This window comes from Streptomyces sp. NPDC058335 (assembly GCF_042723915.1).
Lineage (GTDB): Bacteria > Actinomycetota > Actinomycetes > Streptomycetales > Streptomycetaceae > Streptomyces.
The window spans coordinates 85086-100922 of sequence record NZ_JBHXHX010000018.1; the positions used below are offsets into that span (position 1 = coordinate 85086).

The 15837-nt window shown below is 69.7% G+C and carries 16 protein-coding genes and 3 pseudogenes; 8 read left to right on the plus strand and 11 right to left on the minus strand.

Annotated features, from left to right (window positions below; all coding sequences use genetic code 11):
• From ACFWJX_RS30640 to ACFWJX_RS30655, 4 genes and pseudogenes are all read right to left on the minus strand, one after another.
• Nucleotides 1-615 (minus strand): annotated as a pseudogene (locus tag ACFWJX_RS30640) (dihydrofolate reductase family protein).
• A gap of 197 nt (nucleotides 616-812) precedes the next feature.
• Nucleotides 813-1520: a B3/4 domain-containing protein gene (locus ACFWJX_RS30645; RefSeq protein WP_383249505.1), complete on the minus strand. Its 708-nt coding sequence runs from the start codon at nucleotides 1518-1520 to the stop codon at nucleotides 813-815.
• Between the two features lie 50 nt (nucleotides 1521-1570).
• Complete coding sequence (locus ACFWJX_RS30650) at nucleotides 1571-2218, minus strand: FMN-binding negative transcriptional regulator (protein ID WP_383249507.1); 648 nt, start codon at nucleotides 2216-2218, stop codon at nucleotides 1571-1573.
• Nucleotides 2219-2243: 25 nt separating this feature from the next.
• Nucleotides 2244-3083, minus strand: a complete 840-nt coding sequence (locus ACFWJX_RS30655) for an EamA family transporter (protein ID WP_383249509.1) — start codon at nucleotides 3081-3083, stop codon at nucleotides 2244-2246.
• A gap of 115 nt (nucleotides 3084-3198) precedes the next feature.
• Between ACFWJX_RS30655 and ACFWJX_RS30660 the strand changes: the two genes are divergently transcribed.
• Nucleotides 3199-3783, plus strand: coding sequence for a helix-turn-helix domain-containing protein (locus tag ACFWJX_RS30660; RefSeq protein ID WP_383249511.1), 585 nt, complete (start codon nucleotides 3199-3201; stop codon nucleotides 3781-3783).
• Nucleotides 3784-4128: 345 nt separating this feature from the next.
• Here ACFWJX_RS30660 and ACFWJX_RS30665 read toward each other — a convergent pair whose 3' ends face one another.
• Nucleotides 4129-4728: an SsgA family sporulation/cell division regulator gene (locus tag ACFWJX_RS30665; protein ID WP_383249636.1), complete on the minus strand. Its 600-nt coding sequence runs from the start codon at nucleotides 4726-4728 to the stop codon at nucleotides 4129-4131.
• A gap of 573 nt (nucleotides 4729-5301) precedes the next feature.
• Between ACFWJX_RS30665 and ACFWJX_RS30670 the strand changes: the two genes are divergently transcribed.
• The 6 genes and pseudogenes from ACFWJX_RS30670 to ACFWJX_RS30695 all read left to right on the plus strand — a co-directional run bounded on the left by ACFWJX_RS30670 (nucleotide 5302) and on the right by ACFWJX_RS30695 (nucleotide 9987).
• The gene (locus ACFWJX_RS30670) at nucleotides 5302-7044 is read left to right on the plus strand and encodes a pyruvate dehydrogenase (RefSeq protein ID WP_383249513.1); all 1743 of its coding nucleotides are present in this window, start codon (nucleotides 5302-5304) and stop codon (nucleotides 7042-7044) included.
• A gap of 118 nt (nucleotides 7045-7162) precedes the next feature.
• On the plus strand, nucleotides 7163-7444 hold the full coding sequence (locus ACFWJX_RS30675) for an alpha/beta fold hydrolase (protein WP_383249515.1): 282 nt from the start codon (nucleotides 7163-7165) through the stop codon (nucleotides 7442-7444).
• A 157-nt stretch (nucleotides 7445-7601) separates the two neighbouring features.
• Nucleotides 7602-7724 (plus strand): annotated as a pseudogene (locus ACFWJX_RS30680) (fumarylacetoacetate hydrolase family protein); the annotation flags it as partial.
• Nucleotides 7725-7781: 57 nt separating this feature from the next.
• Entirely contained in the window at nucleotides 7782-8756 is a 975-nt protein-coding gene (locus ACFWJX_RS30685) for an SMP-30/gluconolactonase/LRE family protein (protein WP_383249517.1), read from the plus strand.
• A gap of 50 nt (nucleotides 8757-8806) precedes the next feature.
• Complete coding sequence (locus tag ACFWJX_RS30690) at nucleotides 8807-9325, plus strand: MaoC family dehydratase (protein WP_383249519.1); 519 nt, start codon at nucleotides 8807-8809, stop codon at nucleotides 9323-9325.
• 98 nt (nucleotides 9326-9423) lie between these two features.
• Nucleotides 9424-9987 carry a DUF4232 domain-containing protein gene (locus ACFWJX_RS30695; RefSeq protein ID WP_383249637.1) on the plus strand — a complete coding sequence of 188 codons (564 nt, stop codon included), beginning with the start codon at nucleotides 9424-9426 and terminating at the stop codon, nucleotides 9985-9987.
• Between the two features lie 231 nt (nucleotides 9988-10218).
• Here ACFWJX_RS30695 and ACFWJX_RS30700 read toward each other — a convergent pair whose 3' ends face one another.
• From ACFWJX_RS30700 to ACFWJX_RS30725, 6 genes and pseudogenes are all read right to left on the minus strand, one after another.
• Nucleotides 10219-10728 (minus strand): DinB family protein, encoded by a 510-nt coding sequence (locus ACFWJX_RS30700; protein ID WP_383249521.1) that lies wholly within the window; start codon nucleotides 10726-10728, stop codon nucleotides 10219-10221.
• A 407-nt stretch (nucleotides 10729-11135) separates the two neighbouring features.
• Nucleotides 11136-11258, minus strand: a complete 123-nt coding sequence (locus tag ACFWJX_RS30705) for a hypothetical protein (RefSeq protein ID WP_383249523.1) — start codon at nucleotides 11256-11258, stop codon at nucleotides 11136-11138.
• A gap of 537 nt (nucleotides 11259-11795) precedes the next feature.
• A complete protein-coding gene (locus tag ACFWJX_RS30710) occupies nucleotides 11796-12776 on the minus strand; it encodes a TerC family protein (protein ID WP_383249525.1) in 981 nt (326 codons plus the stop codon).
• A 352-nt stretch (nucleotides 12777-13128) separates the two neighbouring features.
• Nucleotides 13129-13269, minus strand: a pseudogene (locus tag ACFWJX_RS30715) (IS5/IS1182 family transposase); the annotation flags it as partial.
• A 394-nt stretch (nucleotides 13270-13663) separates the two neighbouring features.
• On the minus strand, nucleotides 13664-14650 hold the full coding sequence (locus ACFWJX_RS30720) for an NADPH:quinone reductase (RefSeq protein WP_383249527.1): 987 nt from the start codon (nucleotides 14648-14650) through the stop codon (nucleotides 13664-13666).
• A gap of 20 nt (nucleotides 14651-14670) precedes the next feature.
• On the minus strand, nucleotides 14671-15252 hold the full coding sequence (locus tag ACFWJX_RS30725) for a PadR family transcriptional regulator (RefSeq protein ID WP_383249529.1): 582 nt from the start codon (nucleotides 15250-15252) through the stop codon (nucleotides 14671-14673).
• Nucleotides 15253-15500: 248 nt separating this feature from the next.
• Between ACFWJX_RS30725 and ACFWJX_RS30730 the strand changes: the two genes are divergently transcribed.
• Complete coding sequence (locus ACFWJX_RS30730) at nucleotides 15501-15770, plus strand: ester cyclase (RefSeq protein ID WP_383249531.1); 270 nt, start codon at nucleotides 15501-15503, stop codon at nucleotides 15768-15770.
• Nucleotides 15771-15837 lie beyond the last annotated feature (67 nt).

A 15837-nucleotide genomic window follows, 5' to 3' on the forward strand; every position in this document is an offset into this window, starting at 1 on the left:
TCAGAGAACGTCGTAGGTCAGGTGCGTCGCGGTCGATGTCGAGGTCACGCTCCGCTGCACCAGGGTGCGGGGCGTTCCGCCGGTGAACAGTTGGCGTCCCGGCGCCCAGCGCGACGGGTGCGAGGTGCAGGGCCAGCGCGTGACCAGCCCCGCGTCGAGCGCCGAGCCGGTCGTGGCGCCGCCGCCCATGAGGATGACGTCGAGGTCCTCGCCGCTGTGTGACGACGCTGCTTCGGCGCGCTCGCGCGCGGCGGTGATGGCGTCGGACAGACCGGTGGTGACGAATGTCCAGTCGAGGTCGGTGAGCCGCACCGATTCCGGTGGCGCGCTCGTCACGACGACGAAGGCGGGCTTGCCGACCTCGCCGGCGCCGTAGCCGGTCTTGTCGTCCCAGCCGTGTGGCCCGTGTCCACGTCGAAGAGGTGGCGGCCGAGGACGACGGCACCCGAGCGGGCGGTCTCGTCGCGCAGGTACCGGCCGTCGTCGGGGGTCGTAGGAGAACGCCCAGGTGTGGGGGGCCTCGCCGCCAGTGCCCAGACCGTTGTCCGGGCCGGGGTCGGGCCCGGTGACGAAGTCGTCGAGGGAGACCGGGATGTCAGCGATGATTCGAGTCAGGACAGGGCAGACCCGGCCCGCCGCCCGAACTCGTCGCTCACGTGTCGAGCACGTCTGGCCTGCAGCCTGCACCACCAACCCGGCCGCCCGAGGGCACATCCAGGGCAAGATCGTGCTCACGGTCGCTCCGGCACCGGGTGTCCATGAGTGGCGGCGCTGAACTGCCGCCAGGCGTCTCCGGCAGATGGGCCGCGGTGTCAGACGGTGGCCTGTGGCTGTGCCGGGCTGAGGTAGTGCACGGCGGTCTGCGCGGTGTGCGGGGCGAGCAGACCCCGGAGCTCCTCGGCTGCCACCTTGAGGAGGTCGCCGTCACGGGTGGCGTGGAGGGTTTCGAGGACGAAGGCGACGTGGGTGGAGTCCTCGGTGACACGGGTGCGGTGGGCGTCGCGGTGGTTCCAGTGGCGGGTCAGGACGCCGGTGTCGTCCGCGTAGACGATCTCGCCGGGCTTGGGGTTCTCCACGGTGTCGGGTTCGCCGAGCGGGGTGAACGACTCGGTTCCGTCCGCGCATCGGATGTCGACGTCGCCGGTGACGTGGTCCAGGTCGAAGGCGCCGGCGGGCAGGCCGTGCCGGACGGAGACCGCGTTGTAGGAGTCGACGGCCGGGTTGATGCGCGGCAGCGCGCCCTTCTTGGCGAGGCGTCGGCCGAGCGCGTCGACGCTGGGGCGGATGCGGCGCGGGTTGGTGCCGAATGAGCGGTAGGCGTTGTGCCAGGCCTCGATGCGCGGATCGGTCTCGTCGGCGGGCTGCCAGGTGCCGTCGGCGAGTTGCTGTTCCAGGTCTTCCAGGGCTTCGGTGGTCCGGGGCCAGGGTTGACGGCCGTGCAGGCCGGTGACGGTGACCAGGGCGATGAGCGAGTCGGGGAAGGCGTCCGTGACTGCGGGGGCGATGCGGAAGGCGGGCATGGGCGGGTTTCCGTTTCTTGTGGCCGGGCGTGGGCGGTCGGGGCCGGGGTTCAGGGGCTCCAGGTGCCCATGCGGTCCAGGCGGCGGAGTTGCTGGCGTGCGGTGGGCACGTCGAGGCCCTGGCCACGTGCCGTAAGACGGTCGGCGGCGGCGACGCGGTGCTCGACGGGCTTGTGGTCGTCGTACTTGAACTTGGCGCGTACGTCGGTGACCTCCAGGCGCAGGCCACGGATGCCGGGCAGCATCCGGCCGTAGGGCGGCTGGTCGACGGCGATGAGTGCGTGGTCGCCGTCGGGCTGGAAGTGGGCCATCTGACGGCGCAGCAGCTCGGCCTTCTCCTGGGGATCGTCGACGACGTGTGCCTGGCAGGTGAACTCCACTGCCGCGTAGTAGCTCGTGGGCACACCGTCGGTGGGCGCGGTGCCGGGCTTGGCGCGCCAGGGGCCGGGGACGAAGGCGTAGTCGCCGATCACGGTGAAGGTGACGTTCGGGTCGTACTCGATCGACGGCCAGACCGGATTGGGGCGTGCGAGGTGGATCAGCAGTTCGTCGTCGCCGGAGACGAAGTGGGTGGGCACCACGGTGGGCGAATGGCCGAGGAGGCCGTTGACGCTCAGCAGTCCGAAGTCGTGACCGCCGGCGATCCAGGTCTGCCACTCGGAGCGGTCCAGGGCAGCGTCCCAGGGCTGGATGAACATGTACTTCTCCTTGCTGTCGGATCGCTCAGGTGGTGAGGGCGAGGAGACTGACGGCCACGGCGGCGGTGCCCAGGCCGACGAGCTGACCGCGGTGGATGCGTTCGGCGAGCATGGCGCGGGCGAGCAGGATGGTGCCGGCCGGGTAGAGGGCGACGATCACGGCGACGACGGCGAGGTCTCCGTCGCGGGCGGCGAGCAGGAACAGCAGGTTCGCCAGGGAGTCCAGCACACCCGCGGCTGTGGACATCGCGTACGCGGGCCTTTCCTGGCCCAGCCTGCGGTACAGCATCCCCGCCACGGTCAGGGCGACGGCAGAGGAGACCGCCCGGCCCACGATCAGCGGCGCCACGCCGCTGTCGGACGGCGCCTGGTGCAGGAAGACCAGCTGGAGCGCGATGGCGGCGCCCGCACCGAACGCCAGCAGCAGCGCCGTACGTGTGGGGCGCGCCGACCCGGTGCCGTGTCCGGCGCCGACCAGGATGACGGCCACCAGCGCCAGCGGTAGACCGACCAGTCCGGCGACGGCCAGGTGCTCGCCCTGCAGCAGGCCGACACCGACGGGCAGCGCGGCGGACACCAGCGCGGTCACGGGCGACAGCACGTTCATCGGACCGATCGCCAGTGTCCGGTAGAGCAGCGCGAAGGCGGCGGCGGAGGCGATCCCGGACGCGGCCCCCCAGGCGAGGGCGCCGCTGCTGAACGAGGCGCCGAGCACAGGCCACAGCAACAGCTCGACCACGAGAGAGGCCGGGGCCGCGATCATCACCGTACGCAGCACGTGAGCCTTACGGGCGCCGAGGCCGCCGAGGAAATCGGCGCATCCATAGGCGAGTGAGCTGCCCAGGGCCATCAGCAGAGCGATCACGGTACATCCCCTACAATCATTGGAACGACTGAACCGTACAACGCAACGACCGGCCTGTGTCAACCGAACGACCGCGCGGTGCATTGCGATGGTCGGTGGCAAGAACGGAGATCAGATGGTCGAGACAGCTGCGGCTCTGCGGACGGTCGCGCGCAACGTCCGGGCGGCCCGCACCCGGGCGGGCCTCTCCCTGGAGGAACTCAGCCGACGCTCCCAGGTCAGCAAGGGGGCGCTGGTGGCGCTGGAGAAAGCGCAGGGCAACCCCAACCTGGCCACCCTCGTCCGGCTGGCCGACACCCTCGGGATCTCGGTGTCCGCCCTGATGCAGGGACCGCCCCAGGGGCGTGTCCGCATCGTGGCCGCCGACGCCGTGGCCCCACTGTGGACCGGAGAACGGGGTGGCGAGGCCCGGCTCATGCTGACGACCTCAGGCCCGGCCCCCGTCGAGGTGTGGCGCTGGCGACTGGAACCGGGCGAGGAGTATCCCAGCCACCCCCACCAGGCCGGAGTGGTGGAAACCGTCAGCGTCACCTCCGGCCGGATGGTCCTGATCGTCGACGGCGTCGAACACACCGTGGAAGCCGGCCATACGGCCACGTTCGACGGTGACGCCCCGCACACCTACCGCGGCTCCGGCACTGAGACATGCAGCCTGATCATGACCGTCCACCTACCGCCCGGTCCCGCTCCGGCGACATGACCTGCGAGGCACGGAGCGACTCGGGCGTAGGCACCGTCGACACCTTGCCGCCCAGGCCGACCGGCGGACCGGCTCGACGCGCGGGCCGGACATCCGCCGAAACGGACCTCGTCGGCTTCGAGCAGGAGGGTTCGCGGGGCGGTGCAGGTCGTCCTGAGGTGGAGCGACACCCCCGCAAGGGGATCCTGAGCTTCGCGAACAGCACGCCCACGCCCGGCGGTGGGTCGCACGTGGTGGGCTACCGCGACGCGTCCGGAGATCAAGGTGACCGCGAAGCCATGACCGACACCCAGAGCGGGTGGTTTCGCAGGGGAACTGGAGGAACCGCCGGGTGAGTTCGGCCGGTCAGCTGCATTCCCCGACGAGCTCGGCGATGCCACGGTCGAGGTCCATGTGAGCGTCCTCGGTTCCAGCGGGTACCAACGTGAAGGCCTGCTGAAGAAAGTCAGTCGTCTCTGCGGTCGGCAGGTCGACCAGTGCCGTGCCGGCGGAGTTGCTCAGAACGACGCGTAGGGAATGCGGATGGTGGCAACGGCGGGGAACCACCCGTACGTCCCCCAGGCCGGCCGGCCGTCTCAGCCCTTCGGCGAGCAGTTCACGGGCGAAGACCCATGTGACGGGGGAACCTGTCGAGACGCCGAGGCACAGGCGGATCGCGTAGGGGGTGGCGGTCTCGTAATGGAGTTCCGCGGGGACGGGTACTGGCGGCCTGTTCAAGGTGTTGACGTGTGCTGTCATTGCACGGGTGACCGTTCCGAGACGTCGAGCCATGGCAACCCCCGAATAATCGCAGAAACGTATCTTCTGCCACGACTCTAAGATCCGACGGCCGGGTGTCTTGCCGGAGAACGCACGGGGCCTTGCGCAGGGAAGAACTTCTGTGTGGCCTGCACCGAACGAATAGCGGACCGGAGAACAGCGGACTCCCTCAGGGCCCCAGGCCATGCCCACCCTCAGTGCGCCGGTCCACAGCGTGGTCCCGTTCACCGGACGGTCCGTGACGCTGACGGACGCCTCGCAGACGATCGTGAGCCTCACCCGCAGCAGATCGACGCCTCGGAGCCGTCGACCCCGATGCCCGATCGCGTCGCCAGGGGCTGGGAGTTCAGCAGTTCAGCAGACGTCCCGTCCGGTGAACGGACAGCGTCGACGCCTGCTCCTCGATGGCGCGCTCGTACCAGAAGGGCAAACACGTCAACCATCGGTGATCGACCGCAGGTGACAGCGCGGTCCCGGCCGTGACCTGGTGGCCGGGGAACCGATGCCTTGGCCGTGGGCCGGGGCCGGGGCCGGGGCCGTCGATCCGGCGACACCCGGCCGCGGCGGCGATGTTCTCGGCACGGATGGTGTCGTCCGCGTCAGTTCGCTGCTGAAACGTTCCTCGGCGAGCGAGGCCCTCGCGTCGGGGGGCCTTCAGTGCTCTGGTGGGCTCCCCCTCGTGCGCGCAGGAGCAAGGAGGCCGTTCCAGGGCTGATTAGCCTGGCGGCCGCCCCTGTGAGCGACCACCTGAGGAGCACCATGGCCAAGCAGACTGTCGCCGAACAGTATGTCGACCTCCTGGCGCGCGCCGGCGTGCGCCGCATGTACGGGGTGGTCGGCGACAGCCTGAACCCCGTCGTCGACGCGGTGAGACGGCACGACGCCCTGGAGTGGGTGCAGGTTCGGCACGAGGAGGTCGCGGCCTTTGCCGCCGGCGCCGAAGCACAGCTCACCGGCAGACTCGCCGCGTGCGCGGGCTCTTGCGGACCGGGCAACCTGCATCTGATCAACGGCCTGTTCGACGCCCACCGGTCGATGGCACCGGTTCTGGCTCTGGCCGCTCAAATACCCAGCAGCGAGATCGGAACCGGGTATTTCCAGGAGACACATCCCGACCGCCTGTTCGAGGAGTGCAGTCACTACTCGGAACTGATCTCGTCGCCCCGGCAGATGCCCCGCGTGGTGCAGACGGCGATCCAGCACGCGGTCGGCCGGCGCGGTGTGTCCGTCGTGACCCTGCCGGGAGACGTGGCCGCCGAGGACTCTCCCGACGGCGGGGCGGAACTCGCGACACCTCAGGACCGGCCCTCGGTCCGGCCGGCGGATGCGGAACTGGCCCGGCTGACCGAACTGGTCGACTCCGCCGAGAAGGTGACGGTGTTCTGCGGCCGGGGTGTCGCCGGTGCGCACGCGGAGGTGATGGCCTTCGCCGAGAGGGTCAAGGCTCCTGTGGGGCACGCACTCCGTGGCAAGGAGCACATTCAGTACGACAACCCGTACGACGTCGGCATGTCCGGCCTGCTAGGTTACGGAGCCGCATACGAGGCGATGCATGAGTGCGACCTGCTGCTGCTCCTCGGCACCGACTTCCCCTACACGGACTTCCTGCCCCGCCACGTGCGGACGGTGCAGATCGACATCCAGCCCGAACGGCTCGGACGGCGCACTCAGTTGGACTTCGCCGTCTGGGGAGATGTCCGCGAGACACTCCGGTGCCTGACCCCGGCGGTGCGGGAGAAGTCGTCCCACCGGTTCCTCGACCGGATGCTGAAGCGGCACGTCCACGCCCTGGAGGGCGCCGTCGGCGCCTATACCCGCAACGTCGACACCCATACGCCCATCCATCCCGAGTACGTGGCTGCCGTACTCGACGAGGAGGCGGCCGATGACGCGGTCTTCACCGTGGACACCGGGATGTGCTGCGTGTGGGCGGCCCGTTACCTGACGCCGAACGGTCACCGTCGGATACTGGGCTCTTTTGTGCACGGCTCGATGGCGAACGCTCTGCCGCAGGCCATCGGCGCACAGTACCTCGACCGCTCGCGCCAAGTCGTTTCGCTCTCGGGGGACGGTGGCTTCTCCATGCTCATGGGGGACTTCCTCACGCTGGTCCAGCACAATCTGCCCGTCAAGGTCGTCGTCTTCAACAACTCGTCGCTGGGCATGGTCGACCTGGAAATGATGGTCGACGGACTGCCACCCCACGGCACCGGTTACCCGCACACCGACTACGCGGCCATCGCCACGGCCGCCGGTGCTCGGGGCATCCGGGTGGAGAAGCCCACCGAGGTACGCGAGGCGCTGCGCGCCGCCTTCGCGCACGACGGACCGGCCCTGGTGGACGTGGTCACCGACCCCAACGCCCTCGCGATCCCGCCGAAGATCACTACCGAGCAGGTCACCGGTTTCGCCCTGTCGGCGAGCCGCACGGTTCTCACGGGAGGCGTCGGACGCATGATCCAGCTCGCGCGGACCAACCTGCGCAACGTGCCCCGTCCATGAGCGGCGACGGCCTGGTGCCGTTCCCCCAAGGGCACTTGCCGGGTGCGGTACCCACCGAGCGGCCGGTACCGGGCCGGCAGCCCGCGCCCCCTTCGATCCGATCCGAACGGGTATCTCCATGGCAGATCTGACAGGCATCACGCACCACACCGCCGTACTCCGCGACGTCGCTCAGGACCAGGAGGACACCGACCGGCTCATCGACTGCCCGGTGCTGACGATGTGGGGCGAGGACTTCAGCGCCGTTGGAGAGGCCTACGACGTCCTCGACGTGTGGAAGGCAATGGCCCGCGACGTCCGCGGAGTGCCCATAGCCCAGTGCGGGCACCTCTGCCAGGAGGAGCGTCCTGACGTCGTCAACCGCGAACTCCTGGACTTTCTGGCGGGCTGGAGCGGCTGACTCCGTGGGATGCAAAGCGTCCGAGCGCGGCGGCGCGGAGTGTGCGCGGGGGTTCCCGTGCGCACACTCCGCGCCGCCGCGCTGTGTGCGCGGGGGTTCCCGTGCGCTCAGGCCCGCACGGTGATCGCCCAAGTGACTGGTCTTTTCCCGTCACTTCTTCACCGGCACCCCGGCCGGTGTCGGCCCAGGCCGCACACCACAACGTTGGCTCGCCCCCGGTGACGAACTCGTCAGCTCCGTAAGCGGAATCGGCGAGCTACGGCAGACGTTCGTCGGCTGACACCTCAGAAACCGCCCCGATTCCCCAGATGACGAAGAGAAAGAAGGCAGAACGCACATGCCAGCATTCCTGACAGCGACGCGCACCGGCCGTCTGGCCTGCGCCGTGGCGGCCGCCCTCGCCGTGACCGCGGCCGCCCCCGCGACCACGGCGACCGCCGACCCCGGACCGAAGCCGCGCTTCGTGGCCCACCTCGACATCGCCGACGGTCAGCGGCCGGAGAACATCACCTTGGAACCCGGCGGCAGCGCCGTCGTCACCTTCGCTTACAGCCGTCAGGTCGCCCGCATCAGCCCCGACGGCACAGTACGCGTTCTCGCCACCCTGCCCGAAGCGCCGGCCGGCTCCACTACTCCCGCCCTCTCGTCCCCGTTCCTCGGCGGCATCGTCCGCGCCCACGACGGCACCCTGTACTTCCTGTACGCCACCGGCAGCAACGATCTGACCGGCCTGTGGCGCCTGCGCCCCGGCGGCACCCCTCAGCGCATCGCCGCGCTCCCGGCCGACGGCCTGCCCAACGGCCTGGCCCTCGACCGGCACGAGCGTCAGGCGTACGTGGCCGACTCGGTCCTCGGCACGATCTGGCGGGTATCCGTCACCGGGGGGACACCCACCCGCTGGGCCGAGGCACCGGCACTGGCCGCCGCCGGATTCCTCGGAGCCAACGGCATCAAGGTCCACAATGGCGGCGTATGGGTGTCCAACCTGGACAAGGGCACCGTGCTGCGTATCCCGATCACCCGGCACGAAACGGCCGGCCCTGTCGACATCCGAGCCACCGGCCTGGTCGACATCGACGACTTCGCCTTCACCGGCCACGGCGACACGCTCCTGGCGGCGATCAACGCGGACAACGAGATCGCCCTGGTCAAGCCCGACGGCCGACACAAGGTCGTGCTCACAGGCGCCGACGGGCTGGAGAACCCGACCTCGCTCGCCGTACGGGGCACCACCGCCTACATCGCCAGCGGCGCCTACTTCACCGACAACGACCCCAACCTCCTGGCCGCGCGGATCCCCACGGGCTCGTAGGTCCGCCTCTGTTGCAACAGCACGACCGCACCCCACGAGAGGACACCTTGATGACACAGCCCCACACCGACCCGGTGACACCGACGGCGTTCGACCCCGAAACCTTCCAGGTCGTGCCGGCCAGGACGTTCGAGGACCTGCGCGTCGGTGAGGTCTTCCGAGCGCCCAGCCGCACCCTGACAGACGCGCACGCCGCGGCCTTCCAGACCGTGTCCGCGGACAACCACCCGGTGCACTACGACGCCGAGTGGGCACGCAGGCACGGCCACCGCGCACCGGTCGTCCACGGTCTGCAGGTCCTCGCCTTCACCGCCCCCGGCGCCACCCTGTTCCCGCATTTCATCGGCGAGGTGTTCATCACCTTCCTCGAACTGTCCTGCACCTTCCTGGCCGAAGTGCACTCCGGGGACACCCTGTACCCGGCTCTCACCATCACCGGTCTCGAACCACAGGACGCCAACGGCGTGGTGGTCACGGCCGCAACCGTCCACAACCAGCGCGACGAACTCGTGTTGTCGGGTCAGCACAAGTACCTGCTGCGGCGTCAGGGACCTCGGGAAGCAGCGTGACACACCGTGTATTCCCACCCAGCCTTCTCATCTGCTGCGCCGTGCTGGCCGGTTGCACGAGCCAGAACACGGACGGCACCGCGGCCGACGGCGCGACGGTGTCAGGTTCCTCTTCGCCGACCGGAACCCCCACGGTTCCAGGGCCTGCCGACGGGGGCACCACCGGCGAGCCGCCCGCGACACCGACCACGTCCCTCGGTGCGGGCACGGCGTCATCGGGGTCCGCCGTACCGGCGGCGAGACGCCGCTGCCATACCTCTGAACTGAGGGCGTCGGTCGGGGCCAACCGCCCTGGAGCCGGTCAGGCCAATTTCGCGATCGTTCTGACCAACGTCTCCACCCGCACCTGCACGGTGTCCGGCTTCCCCGGAATGGCGTTCGTCAACGGCGCCGGCGAGGCGGTCACCCCGGATCCTGAGCGTGCCACCGGCGAAGAACAACGGACCGTGACGCTCACTCCCGGTGCCGGCGCCTGGTCGGCGCTGACGTATGCCAATCCGGCCATCACCGGCGTCACCACCGTGACACCGGCGGCTCTGCTTCTCACGCCGCCCGACGAGACAGCCTCGATCTCGGTGCGCTGGACCGGCGGCGAGGTCTCCAACACGGGCAAGGCGTCAGTGCCCCGGGTGAGCCCTCTCAGACCGGGCGACGGCGCCTGACCGGCGATCACAACGGCACATGACAGCGGGCGGAGCGGCCGCCCCCGTCGGCATTCGTGACGACGCCTGATCCCGGTGGACGGCGAGCAGGGCGCCGTCCACGCCAGGAGCGACCTCGGCCGACTTGGCGAAGATCCGGGTGACCGTCGTCCAGGGGGCCGGTCAGTCCCGGCCGCTTGGGGCCCTCCGGATCCTCGGGCCGGGCCGCGGGGGCCCCGGGACGGTCGTGGTTCAGCCGCGGTGCGCAGTGCCGTCGAGGGTCTGCTCCCGAAGGATGTCCGCGTGGCCGCAGTGCTGGGCCAGTTCGCGCAGCGTGTGGAGGTAGACCCAACGCAGCGGCAGTGGGCCCCGGCGGTTTCCGAGTAGGAGGTCGTCCAGCGTCAACTCCGCCGTCGCTCGGCGGGACGCCGCGCAAGCCTGCTGGTAGGCACGCTGGACCGAGGCGATCGTGTCGCCGTCGTGGAGATCGAACGACTCGTCGGGGGAGCCGGGAATGCCGATCTCGGTACGGGACCGGCAGGTGATCGCCTCGTCGAACCAGACCTTCTCCACGAACGTGGCGTGCTTCACCAGGCCCAGGAGGGTGGTCTTGGACGGGACCAGCGACCTGCGGGCCTGTTCCTCGGTCAGCCCGTTCAGGCTGTCGTGCAGCGCGGATCGATGCTCGTCGAGAAACATCTCGAACTGCTCGCGGAACGGCGCGTGGAAAACGGTGGGTTGCACTGACGGCTGCGAGACCATGGGAGCAGGGTAATGCGCTCCCTCTCTCGAGAACGCGTCGGGATCGAGAACACTCAGGAGGCGACGGCGAAGCCGTTGTATCTGCGAACCCGGCCGCTCGGACGAGGCGGGTCTGCCGGTCTTCGTCGGGCGGGGCGTCGCCGCTGCCCCGCATCCCGTTCGACCACCTCGGAGGGCCTGAGCGGTACTCAGGGCCGGGTGGCGCGCGCCTGTGCCGGGCTGTTCGCCCCACGCCGCTTCGAGCTGGCCACCTTCCCCGACGACGAGGACCACGACGAACTCGTACCGGCCCGCAGCATCCCGCTGCGGTCGGTGTGGCGACGACACCTGCTGCCAGGGACGGGCGCGGACACGTGCCGTCCGGCGGTCGTGGCGGGGACCGCCGGACGGCTTGAGTCATGCCGGCGTCATCCGGCGATGCCTGCGGCGCGTGCGACGGTCTGGGTCACGGTGTTGCCGCGGCTGTCACCGGCCTGCACGCGCAGCGTGAGGTACTGCGCCGAGGCGGGCGCGTGCAGCGGCAGGCTCACCTTGCCGTTGCCCCTGCCGTTGAGACGTGCCGTCGTCCAGGTGGCGCCGTCGTCCTAGGACAGTTCCACCTTGCGGGTGTCGAGGGCCGCGTCGGAGCCGCCCTCCAGGTGAAAGAGGTTGCCGGACGGTGCCCTCGGGACTGTGCCGGGAGGGCAGTGGCCGGACTTGCCCGCTGGGTAAGGGCCGTGGGGCCGCGTGCACGACCTGTTCCGCCGCCGAAGCGGGACGGCACCCACCCGCGGTCTCGGGTTCTGGGACGCGGCGGGTCATATCGACGGGCCGACCTCGTCGCCGAGTGGGCCCGGGGGCGCGGTGCCGAGATTGCTCCCTGCCCGTTTCCCCGGCCCTCTCGCCGCACCCGCCGTGCGCCTCTCGACGCATCGGCATCGCCTGCGCCGGGGTCAGCGATGTCGCCGCGATCCTGGACGACCTCACAGGCCTGCCCGCCCGCATGGACCGCGTACCGGCGCGGAGGTGGCGGCACTGCCCGCGGACCGCATCGTCTGACAGGCGTCCGTCAGCAACTACCCGGAGGCCTACCGGGACCCGGTGGCGCGCCGTGCCGCCTCCTCGGCCTCCTGCTTCTTCGAAGCCCGCAGGCTGGTGAAGGTGGTCACCGCCAGGACCAGCACGATGAAGCCGAGCGAGAACGGGATGCTGATCTCCGGGACGTGGACGCCCGACTCGTGCAGCGCGTGCAGCACCAGCTTCACGCCGATGAAGCCCAGGATGATCGACAGGCCGTAGGAGAGGTGGACCAGTTTCCTCAGCAGGCCGCCGATGAGGAAGTACAGCTGGCGCAGGCCCATCAGGGCGAAGGCGTTCGCGGTGAACACGATGTACGGGTCCTGGGTCAGGCCGTAGATCGCGGGGATGGAGTCGAGCGCGAACAGCACGTCGGTGGAGCCGATCGCGAGCATCACGACCAGCATCGGGGTCATGATCCGCTTGCCGTTCTCGGTGATGAAGAGCTTCGTGCCGTGATAGCGGTCGGCCACGCCGAAGCGCTGCTCGGCCATCTTCAGCAGCTTGTTCTCCTGGTACTCCTCCTCGTGGGCGTCCTTGCGGGCGTCCTGCACCAGCTTCCATGCGGTCCAGATCAGGAACGCGCCGAAGAGGTAGAAGATCCAGGAGAAGGTGGAGATGATCGCCGCGCCGGCCGCGATGAAGACGGCGCGCAGCACCAGGGCCATCACGACGCCGACCATCAGCACCCGCTGCTGGTACTGCGACGGCACCGCGAACTTCGCCATGATGAGGACGAAGACGAAGAGGTTGTCGACGCTGAGCGACTTCTCGGTGATGTACCCGGCGAAGAACTCGCCGGCGGGTCCGCTCCCACCGAAGTACCACAGGCCCACTCCGAACAGCACGGCCAGGACGATCCACACCACCGTCCATGTGCCGGCTTCTCTGAGGGACACGTCGTGGGGTTTGCGGCCGATGAAGAAGTCGACGGCGACGAGCACGCACAGGGCCGCCAGGGTCAGCAGCCACACGGACAGCGAGACGTTCACTTGTTGCTCCTGGTGCAGATGTGGGAAGGACACATCGTTGTCCGTGGTGGCTGATTTCCGCCAGTCCTGCGAGCTGAACAGATGGTCAAAAGGCTCGTTCGTGAAAGCCCGACCGACCGAGCGCCTCGGTACGGACCCTCACATACGAGCAGGAACGGCGTTCGCGGCCCCGGGCATGGGAAAGGGGACCCGCTCGGGTCGTGGCTGACGCCCGCCGCCGACTGTCACACCGCCGGCGGCCGAGCACGTGTGTGGCGTGCTCGGTCACCGCTGTCTCGTCCGACGTCAACGTGTGCCGCCGTGCGGGCGCCGGGTGATGATGCCCTGGATGTCGGTGAGCCATGTTCCGACCTCAGCCTGATGCCGCCCGGTGGAGGATGAGGATGGCCTCGACCGGGTCGGTGATGCGGGTGGTGCTGTAGCGGAGTTTGCGCGGCAGCCGCCAGGTCTTCAGGTGGGCGATGGCCTGCTCGCCGAGGGCGCGGGCCTTGGCGTCTACCTGACGGTCAACCACCACCCCATCGTGCTCCCGCCGAAGCTCGCCCGCCTCATCGACGATCAGCTCCAGCACAGCCCTCGGCACAGCAACACGGCCGGGTGCAGATACCTCTTGCCCGGTCACAGCCCTGGACGCCCGCGCAACCCCTCGGCCTCGCCGACACCCTGAGACACCACGGTCTGCCCGCCCGCGCGGCACGGAACACCGCCATGATGGACGCCCTGGTAGACCTGCCGCCCATGGTCATCGCCGACCTGATCGGAATTCACCCCAGGACAGCCGAACGCTGGGCCACCCTCGCCGGCGGGAACTGGTCCGAATACTTGGCAGCGCGACGGGCCGCCCCGCAGGGCTGGGCAGTTGAGCAGGGCAGTGCTCCGAGTCTGCGCTATTGGGGGATGGTGACGAGGATGCGGCCGTGGCCGCCGCCGCCGCCGGCGTCGACGTGGTCGTGGGCCTTGGCGATGTCGTCCAGCGGGTAACAGTCGCCGACGGCGACAGTAAGGGCGCCGACGGCGGCGGCGGAGGTGAGGTCGCGGGCGGCCTGGCGCTTGGCCTCGGCGGGGAAGTCGTCGCTGCCGAGCAGCCGCAGGGTGACGTTGTTGAACAGCAGAGGCCAGAAGGGGATCTCGGTGCGGTCCGCGCGGGTGGCGTAGGCGGCGATGACGGCCCCCTGGGCGGCGACGGCGTTGTCGAGATCGGCGTTGTCGGACAGCCCGACCTCGACGATCCGGTCGACGCCCCGCGGCGCGTACGAGCGGATGGCAGCGGCGGGCTCGCCAGTGTCCAGGGCGATGGCGTGGGCGACGGCCGGGTCGACGCGGTCGAGGTCCGCGGTTCGGCGGACGGTGGCGATCACGGTGGCGCCGGCCCAGTGGGCGAGCTGGGCGGCCAGGGAGCCGACGCCGCCGAGAACTCCGTGGACCAGGACCAGTTGGCCGTCGACCGGGCCGTCGGCGAAGACGGTGCGGTGGGCGGTGATGCCGGGGATGCCGAGGCTCGCGCCCAGCTCGTCACTGAGGTGGTCGGGCAGGGGTGCGGCCTCGTGGTCGGGTACGACGGTGTACTGGGCGGCGGTGCCGAAGGGGCGGTAGGACTGGGCGCCGTATACCCAGACCCGTTGTCCGACGCGGCCGGCGTCGACTCCGGCGCCCACGGCGTCGATGACTCCGGCGCTGTCGCTGTGCGGGATCACCCGCGGGAAGGGCATGGACGAGCCGAGCCAGCCGCGCCGCTTCTTGGTGTCGCCGGGGTTGACGCCCGAGACGGTGACACGGACGCGCACCTCGCCGGGGCCGGGGACGGGATCAGGGAGTTCACCGACGTGCAGGACATCGGCGGCGGGTCCCTGGTCGTCGTACCAGGATGCAAGCATGGAGGTACCTCCGTGGGCAGTCAGCTCGCGGGAACGGCGGGCGCATGCGGATCGCTGTCGGTGCATGCGGGGTCGAATACGGGCGGTTCCTCCCCGAGGGTCTCGCGCAGCCATGTCCGTTCGGCGCGACTGGTGGCGCGGGCGGTGAGCAGCATGCCCCGCCGGTAGGGGTCGGCGACCTCCTCGGCACGCAGGGGCCGCTCGTTGTCGTAGAAGAAGCTCGCCGGTTCTTCTTCCAGGAACTCCAGCCGTCTGCGCAGCACCGCGTGCCGTTCGGCCAGGTCGGGCAGGTGGGAGAGGAATGCCAGGACGACGTAGAACCGGGTGGAGTCGGTGATCTCGTGGTCGGCGGGCTTGCGCAGGCGCTGAAGCATTTCGGCCCGCCCGGCCGCGGTCGGGCTGAGCACGTACCGGGCCGCCCCCGCGGCCGGGTCGGCGCGCCGCTCGATCAAGCCCGCCCTGGTCAGGCGATTGATCGCCGGATACAGACTGCCGTCACTGACCGGCCGCGTATAGCCGGTCAGCTGTGAGATGCGGCGGCGCAGCTCGTGTCCAGGCAGGGGTCCCTCGGCGAGGAAGCCGAGTATCGCGAGTTCCAGCATGAGTCCATCATCGCACGCGAACATCGAATCGATGTGAACATCGGTTCGATGTTACGCTCGCAGGTACCCGCCCAAACGTCTCCGGAGAGGCACACCAAGATGCCCTCGCAGTCCACCGAGACAGTGATGAACCGTTTCGTCGAGTTCATCAACACGGGCAACGAGGATCTCGCCCGCGAGGTCGTTTCTCCGGACGCGGTGTTCCACGCGCCAAGCCACCCGGAACCACTGCGGGGCCCGATGGGTACTTGGAAGTCATCGGGATGATGCGCAGCGCCTTCCCCGACGTCCAGTGGACGCTGGAGGAGACGGTCACCGAAGGCGACACCGTGGCCGCGCGGTTCACCATGCGGGGAACCCACGACGGTGAATTCTTCGGGATCCCGGCGAGCGGCAACAAGATCTCGGTGCAGGCCATGAACTTCTCCTACCTGGCCGACGGCCGGATCGTCGGCGAACGGGGCCAGCCCGATCTCCTCGGGGTGATGCAGCAGATCGGTGCCGTACCGGCGCCGTGAACCTCGTAGCGCCGGGTGAGCCTTCTGCCGCGCGGTATGCCGCTGCCGGGAGGGGGCCGTACGGCGC